This window comes from Micrococcus sp. HSID17227, from assembly GCF_003989405.1.
In the GTDB taxonomy this organism is placed as follows: Bacteria; Actinomycetota; Actinomycetes; order Actinomycetales; family Micrococcaceae; genus Micrococcus; species Micrococcus luteus.
Window position 1 is genome coordinate 1 of the sequence record NZ_RBLN01000076.1, and the last position, 8593, is coordinate 8593.

Consider the following 8593-nt stretch of genomic DNA (forward strand, 5'->3'; position numbering starts at 1 on the left):
CGGACGGCACGCTCGACACGGCCGCGTTCGCCGACTTCTGCGCGGCGGCGTTCCGCGGCGGAGTAGACGTGATCCAGGTGCGGGACAAGGCCGTGGACGTGGCGGTCGAGCTGGCCGCGTTCGCCACGCTCGTCCCGCTGGCCCGGGAGCACGGGGCGCTCTCGGCCGCCAACGACCGCGCCGACGTCGCCGCCCTGGCCGGGGTGGACGTGTTCCACACGGGCCAGACCGACCTGACCACCGCGCAGTGCCGCGCCCTGCTGGGCCCGGACGTGGTGCTCGGCCGCTCGTGCCACACCGAGGCGCAGGTGCGCGGCGCCCGCGCGGAGGACGGCCTGGACTACTTCTGCACGGGGCCGGTGTGGGCGACGCCCACGAAGCCGGGCCGGGCCGCCGTCGGACTGGAACTGCCGACCCTCGCCGCACGCCTGGACGCGGAGGACCCGGCGGGGGCGCGGCCGTGGTTCGCCATCGGCGGCGTCGACGCGGACCGGCTGCCCGAGGTCCGCGCGGCCGGGGCGGAACGGATCGTGGTGGTCCGCGCCGTGACGCAGGCCGAGGACCCCGAGGCCGCGGCCCGGACCCTGCGCGGGGGCCTGCCCGGCTGACGCGCCCCGCGGGGAGGTCACGGACGGGCCGTCCTGATGGTGTAGAGTCGACGAGTCCGCAACGCGCTCGACGCGTCGCGACCCCCGCCTCCGTAGCTCAGGGGATAGAGCGTCTGCCTCCGGAGCAGAAGGCCGCAGGTTCGAATCCTGCCGGGGGCACGAGCGAACAGAGCCGGACCCCCGTGGCGACACGGTGGTCCGGCTCTTCTGCGTTCTGCGGACCCGGACGCTCGAGCGGAGCGGGAGGTCCGGGTCACCGGCATTCGAGGCGGGAAATCGACCTCATAGGACGTCCCGAGGTGCGTATTCGCCGGATTTCCCGCCTCGAACGTGTCGAAGCCCGGAGGTCCCGCCCTCAGCCCCGCTGCGCATGACCGTGGTCGACGGGCCCGTGCCACGTCGGCCGCGAGGCGTCCCCGACCGCGAGCGCCTCCCCCGCCCGCATCGCGTCGGCCAGCCACGGCTTGGCCCGCTCGAGTGCGTCCTCCCAGCTCAGGCCCGCCCCGGCCAGCGTGGCCAGCGCCGAGGAGAGGGTGCAGCCGGTGCCGTGCGAGGCGCGGGTCGTCACGCGCCCGCCGCGCACCTCGTGCACGGCCCCGCCCACGCGCACGACGGCGCCCGGCACCTCCGCCGCCGCGGCCTCGGGCGCCCCGGTCCCGTCCCGGTGCCCGCCCTTGCGCAGCGCCGTCACCCCCTGCTCGGCGGCCGGGCCCGGCGCCGCGTCGAGGGCGGCGTCCCAGTCCGTCGCGTCCCGCCCGGTCAGCCGGGCCAGCTCGGGCAGGTTGGGTGTCACCAGGTGCGCCACCCGCAGCAGCCGGGCCCACGCGGCGCGCCCGTCGTCGTCGCCGACCGCGGTGAGGGCGTCCCCGCTCGAGGCCACCATGACCGGGTCCAGCACGACGACGGCGGGCCGGGTCTCCTCGAGCCAGCCGGCGACGGCCCGCATGAGCTCCACCGTGCCGAGCATGCCGATCTTCACGGCGTCCACGGCGATGTCGGCGGCGACCGAGTCGAGCTGGGCGCGCACCACGTCCACCGGCAGCGGGTGGACGGCCTGCACGCCCTGCGTGTTCTGGGCGGTGATCGCGGTGATCGCGGTCATCCCGTAGCCGCCCCACGCGGCGATGGTCTTCAGGTCGGCCTGGACACCGGCGCCGCCGCCGGAGTCGGAGCCGGCGATGCTGAGCACACGGGGGACGGCGGGGGTCATGCGGGGGCTCCTTCGGGTCGGGGCGGATCGGCCGCCCGGGCCGGGCCGATCCCGCCCATGAGAATGTAGTCGCATGTCCCACGTCACAGAGAGCTCCCCCGCGCACCCCGGCCGAGCCGAGGAGTCGGCGCCGCTGCGGCCGACCTCCCCGCTCGGGATCGCCGCCACGTTCATCGGCACCACCATCGGCGCCGGGTACGCCTCGGGCAACGAGATCCTGCAGTACTTCGTGAGCTTCGGCCTCTGGGGCGGCACGGGGGCGCTCGTGATCGCCGGCGCGCTGTTCTTCCTGCTCGCGGTGATCGTGCTGCGGCTGGCGCAGAAGCTGCGGACCACGGACATCCACCGGATCGTGAACCCCACGACGTCGCGCGTGCCCACCTGGTTCGCGGACCTGTGCATCACCACGTCCCTGCTGGGGACGCTGGTGATCATGCTGGCCGGGGCCGGGGCGGCGGTGCACACCGCGTTCGGGCTGCCCTCGCTCGTGGGCTCGCTGGTGATGGCCGCCGTCTGCGTGGTCTCGGTGCTGGCCGGCATCACGGGCCTCGTGCGCGTCCAGGCCGTGGTGGTCCCCCTGATCATCGTGGTCGCCGTCGGCGTCGCGGTGTGGGGGTTGGCGAACCCGGGGGCCGCGGTGGACGACGTCGCCGCGCTCGTGACCTCGTCCCCGCTGATCAACCAGTGGTGGCTCTCGGGCGTGCTGTACGTGGCCTTCAACATCCAGCTGGCCTACGCGGTGCTCGCCCCGATCGGCGAGGAGAGCTCCTCGTCGGGCCGCTCCCTCGTCGCCGGGGCCGGGCTCGGGGCACTGGGCCTCGTGGTGATGGCCGGCGCGGTGATGGCCGCGCTGACCGTCCACGCCCAGCTCATCGGCCGTGCCGAGCTGCCCATGGTCGAGCTGGCCGCGATGATCGGCGGCTGGGCCGCCCTGCTGTACACGGTCGTCCTGCTGCTGGCGCAGTTCACGACGGCGGTCTCGTGCCTGTACGGCGGGGTGGAGCGCATCGCCCTGCTGTCCTCGATGCGCCGCGTGCCGGGCTGGGTCATCGCCGTCGTCACGGCCCTGGCCGCCACCCTGCTCTCGAGCGTCGGCTTCTCCGACCTCGTGGGCACCGTCTACCCCGTCCTCGGCTACGCCGGCATCGTCATCATCGTGATGCTGGTCGTGACGTGGATCGTCGAGCGCACCACGGTGCGCCGCCGGGCGGCCCGCGCGGCGCGCGCCTGAGCGCCCGGCCGCATGGCCGGACGGCGGCGGTGAGGCCTCGCGGGGGACGTGCTAGGGTCGCTCGCATCCCCCGGGAGCCCCACGGCACGGGGCTGAGACCGGGCTGACGCCGCCCGGAGACCGTCTGAACCTGTCCGGGTCATTCCGGCGAAGGAAGAAGGAGCCGCGGCCATGTCCGTTTCCGAGCGCACCCCCCTGCCCGCAGCCGAGTCGACGGCCGAGGTCGTCGCCGAGGAGAACTACCCCACGCACCGTCTGGGATGGCTCGAGGACGCCGAGCACGGCATCCGCGTGCCCGTCACCGAGGTCCACCAGGACGACTCCCCCGACGGCACGCCCAACGCGCCCCTGACCGTCTACCGCACCATGGGCCCGGGCTCCGTGCCCGAGCGCGGCCTGCCGGCCCAGCGCGCCGAGTGGATCCGCGCCCGCGGCGACGTCGAGGAGTACGAGGGCCGCGAGCGCGACCTGCTCGACGACGGCCGCTCGGCCGTGCGCCGCGGCGCCGCCTCACAGGAGTGGGCCGGCGAGCGCCGCCCCCCGCTGCGCGCCAAGGAGGGCGCGCGCGTCACCCAGATGCACTACGCCCGGCGCGGCGAGATCACCCCGGAGATGCGCTACGTCGCCCTGCGCGAGGGCGTGGACGTGGAGCTGGTGCGCTCCGAGGTCGCGGCCGGCCGCGCCATCATCCCGGCGAACGTGAACCACCCCGAGTCGGAGCCGATGATCATCGGCAAGGCGTTCGCCGTGAAGGTCAACGCGAACATCGGCAACTCGGCGGTGACGTCGTCGATCGCCGAGGAGGTCTCGAAGCTGCAGTGGGCCACCCGCTGGGGCGCGGACACCGTGATGGACCTGTCCACGGGCGACGACATCCACACCACCCGCGAGTGGATCCTGCGCAACTCCCCCGTGCCGATCGGCACCGTGCCGATCTACCAGGCCCTCGAGAAGGTCGGCGGCGACCACCAGGCCCTGACCTGGGAGATCTTCCGCGACACCGTGATCGAGCAGTGCGAGCAGGGCGTGGACTACATGACCGTGCACGCCGGCGTGCTGCTGCGCCACGTGCCGCTGTCCGCGGACCGCGTGACCGGCATCGTCTCCCGCGGCGGCTCGATCATGGCCGGCTGGTGCCTGGGCCACCACAAGGAGAACTTCCTCTACGAGAACTACGACGAGCTCTGCGAGATCTTCGCGCGCTACGACGTCGCGTTCTCCCTGGGCGACGGCCTGCGGCCGGGCTCCGTGGCGGACGCCAACGACGCCGCCCAGTTCGCCGAGCTCGACACGCTCGCCGAGCTGACGGAGCGGGCGTGGGCGTACGACGTCCAGGTCATGGTGGAGGGCCCCGGCCACATCCCGCTGCACCTGGTGCGGGAGAACGTGGAGCGCCAGCAGGAGCTGTGCAAGGGCGCCCCGTTCTACACGCTCGGCCCCCTCGTCACGGACATCGCCCCGGCGTACGACCACATCACCTCGGCCATCGGCGCCACCGAGATCGCCCGCTACGGCACCGCGATGCTCTGCTATGTCACGCCCAAGGAGCACCTGGGCCTGCCGGACCGGGACGACGTGAAGACGGGCGTGATCACCTACAAGATCGCCGCGCACGCCGCCGACGTCGCCAAGGGCCACCCCGGCGCCCGCGACCGCGATGACGCGCTGTCCAAGGCGCGCTTCGAGTTCCGCTGGCGCGACCAGTTCGGCCTCGGCCTGGATCCGCAGCTCGCCGAGGAGTACCACGACGAGACGCTGCCGGCCGAGCCCGCCAAGACCGCCCACTTCTGCTCGATGTGCGGGCCGAAGTTCTGCTCCATGCGCATCAGCCAGGACATCCGCAGCGAGTTCGGCGGCGCGTCCGAGCAGGCGCGGATCGCCGAGGCCGGCATGGCCGCGAAGTCCGCGGAGTTCCGGGCCGCCGGCGGGTCCGTGTACCTGCCCGAGCCGACGATCCGCACCGCCTCGGACGCCTGAGGCCGGACGCGGGGTGAGGTGGGGCGGGATGGCCCGCCCCTGCGCCACCTGACGATCGCGTCATGACCTGAGGGCCGCCACCAGGTCATGACGCGATCGCCAGGACAAGGCCCTCCGGGACGGCGAAGGCGCGGCCCCACGGACGGGGCAGTGCGCTCGGTGGTCGATCGAGTGGTGATGCCTCTTGACTCACACACACTGGGCTCACTATTCCGTCAGGCCCCTGTGATGCGTGTCCCATTCGCCCACAGGAATTGAGTGGATGGAATATGACGTGAAAGTCGACATGACCCCGCCGGTCCGCACCCCAGGGGCGCTTCCCAGGTGAGGCATCATCCAGCCGCTCAGCTCTCCTCGGGCCAGCCGTGATGACCCGGATGCTCGTCTCGAGATTCCTCCTTCTCCTGATCACGCTCGGAACAGCAGCGCTCCTCGCGTCCTACGTCGGGGTGGAGAAGGAGGAACGCTGGCGCATGGACGGCACGGTGTACGAGATCTCGGCATTCCCCGCCGGCGAGGCCTGGCCCATGATCCGGACGTCGCTGACGGGACCGGACTCCGGCTCTGCGGCCACGTCCACGAGCCCCCACGTGACTGCCCTCGCCGGCCGACCTGCTCTGGACGTGCTCCCGGATGGCGTCGCCCCGACCGCGGTCGTCCCCAGCACCTCCCCCTTTGCCGCACGTGCCGCTGCGGGCGAACTGAGCTGGCCGGACGTCGATCGGGTCGTCGTCCGAGACCTCTCCTCCGCGCCGGATCGCGCCACCGAAGCAGACCTCCTGGTCCCGTTCCTCTCCACCGACAGTTCGTCCCTTGCCGGCGTGATCGGCGGCTCACCGGCCCAGGTCGACGAGCTCGTCCAATCGCTGCGGCGGGCCGGTGTCGTCGTCGACGTCGTCCCGCTCCCGCCGCCGTGGGAGGCAGCGATGCGACGCAGTGTCCATGTGCCCCTGCTCGCCGTGATCGCCGGCTTCGCCCTGCTGGGCGCCCAGGTCGTCTGGCGCACGACCCTGCGCAGTCGACTGCTCCCTGCCGTCACCTCGCACCGCCTCGTCGGTGCCTCCCCACTGCGAGCGGCCCGGCTCGGTGTCCGGCCCGCCATGGTCGCCTGGACGACCGCCGCCGCGAGTGCCGGCGGAGTCTGGCTCGTGGCATGGCCCCGGTGGGACGCGGAGATCGGGCTCACGGGGGACACCGCTCTCCTCTGGTCCGCCGTGCTCGTCGTGGACGCCATCCTCATCCTCGGCACGACCCTGTCCACCCTCTGGGTCCGAAGGGCACACGCATGACGGCAGCCATGCGGGCCGTTGCGGACGGCCTCCGCGACCTGTTCGACACGCCCGGACTGCTGTTCCTGTCCCTGCTGCACACGACCGTGGCGTCGGTCGTGTTCGGACTGGCCCTGGGCGTCGCCGGCGGAGTGACCACGGCGCTCGAGGTGCTCGAGGACGCCGAGTCGTCGGGCCTGGTGGCAACCAGGATCCTGGACCCCGCCGTCACGACCGACCTCCACCCCCGCGCCGTCGACACCGTCTCCCGGGCGTTCGCCGCCCATGTCGACGGAGTCGACCCCCGTGCCTTCCTCGTGACGGACGCCATCGGAATCGAGGACCCCCGGCTGCAGGGGGCGGTCATCGCCACGCCTGGTCTGGCCCGGGAGTTCAACGCCGCTGCTGCCGTCAGTCCCGCCGAGGGTGTGTACTTCGCTCCCGCCGCGATCACCTCCGGGGCACCGGGCGGCACCGTGTACGTGGGGTCCACACCCCACAGCTATGCCGGCCCACTCCCCGGGGACGCGGCCGCGCCGCGGGCCGACGGATCCCTCTGGCCCCTGGGTGAGTCGCCCGTCATCGTCACCAGCACGACGACCATGGCCGGCCTGATCGAACCGGCCCAGCTCGCGGCGGTCTACGGTTCCGTCGTGGCATGCCAGGACGCGGCCTCCGAGGTGAGAGCGGCACTCGACGTCCTCGAGGACGAGACGGGCGTGGTCGCCGAGTTGGCCCCGATCGCCTCGGCCAGGTCTCCGATCGCCCGAGAAGCCCGCGGTGCCGCGCTCATGGTCACCGCCTACACCGCCGGGCTTGCCAGCGCCGTCGTGACGGTGGTGAGCCTCCTGACGACCATGACCCGTCGACTCACGCCCACGTGGCTGGCGCACCTGACGGTCGGGGCGCCCAGACGACTGATCCGGCTCCGGATCGCCACATCCGTGGCCGCGGTATGGGGCATTCCGGCCGTGCTCGGATCGTTGCTCGGCCTCGGCATCGCCTCGGAAGCGGGCGGACTGCGTCCGGCGCCTGCCGTCGTCGTGGTCGGGCTGGCGGTCGTCTTGGCGATCGCCGCTGCGTGCACCCGTCATCCCCTCCGCCAGCTGCACCGGGCCGTCCGCACGGCGGCACTCGTCGAAAGGACCGTGTGATGTCCCTGCTCACCGTGCACGACGTACACCGCTCCTACCGCGGCCCCGCCGGGGATGTCCCCGTGCTCCGCGGCGTCTCGCTCCAGGTCCCCGGGGGCGGCGTCCACGCGATCATGGGACCCTCCGGGTCCGGCAAGTCGACCCTGCTGCGGCTCCTCGCCTGCCTTGACACACCGGACGCCGGGAGCATCCGTGTGGCCGGGCGGAGCCTGCCGGCACCGCGGTCGTCCGACGGCGACGCCTACCGGAACCGGACGTGCGGCATCGTGCTCCAGGACCATCTGCTCATCGATCGGGCGACCGCCGTGGACAACGCGGCCCTGCCGCTGCTCTACGCGCGGCCGCGCACCTCGAAGCGGGAGCGCCGCACCATGGCCGCCGAGCTTCTGACGCGCCTCGGGCTCGGAGACCGTCTCCACCACCCCGTCGGCCGGCTCTCCGGCGGCGAGCGCCAGCGCGTGGCCATCGCCCGGGCCGTGATCATGGGGCCCTCCCTGCTGCTCGCCGACGAGCCGACGGGCGCCCTGGACGAGGAGCGCACCGACGAGGTGATGGGGCTCTTCCGCTCCATGTCCCAGCCGGAGCGGGCGATCGTGGTCGTCACGCACGACCCCGCCGTGGCGGCCCGGTGCGACCACACGTGGCGGCTGCGGGCCGGGCGGCTCGAGTGACGAGGTCCGGCCGTGCCTCCTGCACAGGTGTCCGCAGACGGCGTGGCGTCCCCGGGCGTCGCGTTCCGGTTCCGGATGTCCGGGGCCGCTCCTAGGCTCGGATGCATGAGCGCGCACCACGCCGACGACGGCCTCCCCGCCCCCGTCTCCACCCTCGCCGAGGATCCACCGGCCGACGGGCGACAGGCGCCGCCGAGTGGCGTCGTCGTGGGTGAGGACGGGCGGGCCCGCCCGCCGTGGGCGGCACGGGATCCGCTGCTGCGGGAGTACTACGACACGGAGTGGGGCCTGCCCGTCACGGACGAGCGGGGCCTGTTCGAGCGCCTCGTCCTCGAGGCGTTCCAGTCGGGCCTGAGCTGGCGGACCGTCCTGGCCAAGCGGCCCCGGTTCCGGGAGGTGTTCGCGGGCTTCGACGCGGACGCCGTCGCGGCGTTCGGGGACGCGGAGGTCGAGGCGCTGCTGGCGGACCCCGGC

Annotated in this window: 8 protein-coding genes, 1 tRNA gene and 1 riboswitch; of the genes, 8 read left to right on the forward strand and 1 reads right to left on the reverse strand. The window is 73.4% G+C overall.

From position 1 onward, the window contains the following. Positions 1 to 608: thiamine phosphate synthase (gene thiE / locus D8M29_RS05735; protein ID WP_127445841.1), on the forward strand; the 608-nt coding region annotated here is incomplete at its 5' end. An 86-nt stretch (positions 609 to 694) separates the two neighbouring features. Continuing rightward, positions 695 to 767, forward strand: a tRNA-Arg gene (locus tag D8M29_RS05740). Positions 768 to 963: 196 nt separating this feature from the next. Here the strand turns inward: D8M29_RS05740 and thiD are convergent. Then, complete coding sequence (gene thiD / locus D8M29_RS05745) at positions 964 to 1818, reverse strand: bifunctional hydroxymethylpyrimidine kinase/phosphomethylpyrimidine kinase (protein ID WP_127445842.1); 855 nt, start codon at positions 1816 to 1818, stop codon at positions 964 to 966. A 73-nt stretch (positions 1819 to 1891) separates the two neighbouring features. Here thiD and D8M29_RS05750 point away from each other — a divergent pair, with 73 nt between their 5' ends. The 6 genes from D8M29_RS05750 to D8M29_RS05775 form a co-directional block, all read left to right on the forward strand. Then, positions 1892 to 3049: a hypothetical protein gene (locus tag D8M29_RS05750; RefSeq protein ID WP_127435604.1), complete on the forward strand. Its 1158-nt coding sequence runs from the start codon at positions 1892 to 1894 to the stop codon at positions 3047 to 3049. 61 nt (positions 3050 to 3110) lie between these two features. Then, a riboswitch (TPP riboswitch) is annotated at positions 3111 to 3222 on the forward strand. Next, positions 3221 to 5026 carry a phosphomethylpyrimidine synthase ThiC gene (gene thiC / locus D8M29_RS05755; RefSeq protein WP_036341386.1) on the forward strand — a complete coding sequence of 602 codons (1806 nt, stop codon included), beginning with the start codon at positions 3221 to 3223 and terminating at the stop codon, positions 5024 to 5026. It overlaps the preceding riboswitch by 2 nt. A 368-nt stretch (positions 5027 to 5394) precedes the next feature. After that, on the forward strand, positions 5395 to 6315 hold the full coding sequence (locus D8M29_RS05760) for a hypothetical protein (protein WP_049147226.1): 921 nt from the start codon (positions 5395 to 5397) through the stop codon (positions 6313 to 6315). Further along, positions 6312 to 7448 carry a hypothetical protein gene (locus D8M29_RS05765; protein ID WP_233437059.1) on the forward strand — a complete coding sequence of 379 codons (1137 nt, stop codon included), beginning with the start codon at positions 6312 to 6314 and terminating at the stop codon, positions 7446 to 7448. Before D8M29_RS05760 ends, D8M29_RS05765 begins: the two co-directional genes overlap by 4 nt. Then, a complete protein-coding gene (locus tag D8M29_RS05770; protein ID WP_127435353.1) occupies positions 7448 to 8119 on the forward strand; it encodes an ABC transporter ATP-binding protein in 672 nt (223 codons plus the stop codon). Before D8M29_RS05765 ends, D8M29_RS05770 begins: the two co-directional genes overlap by 1 nt. A gap of 105 nt (positions 8120 to 8224) precedes the next feature. Continuing rightward, the coding region (locus D8M29_RS05775; protein WP_148111527.1) for a DNA-3-methyladenine glycosylase I at positions 8225 to 8593 on the forward strand (369 nt) is incomplete at its 3' end.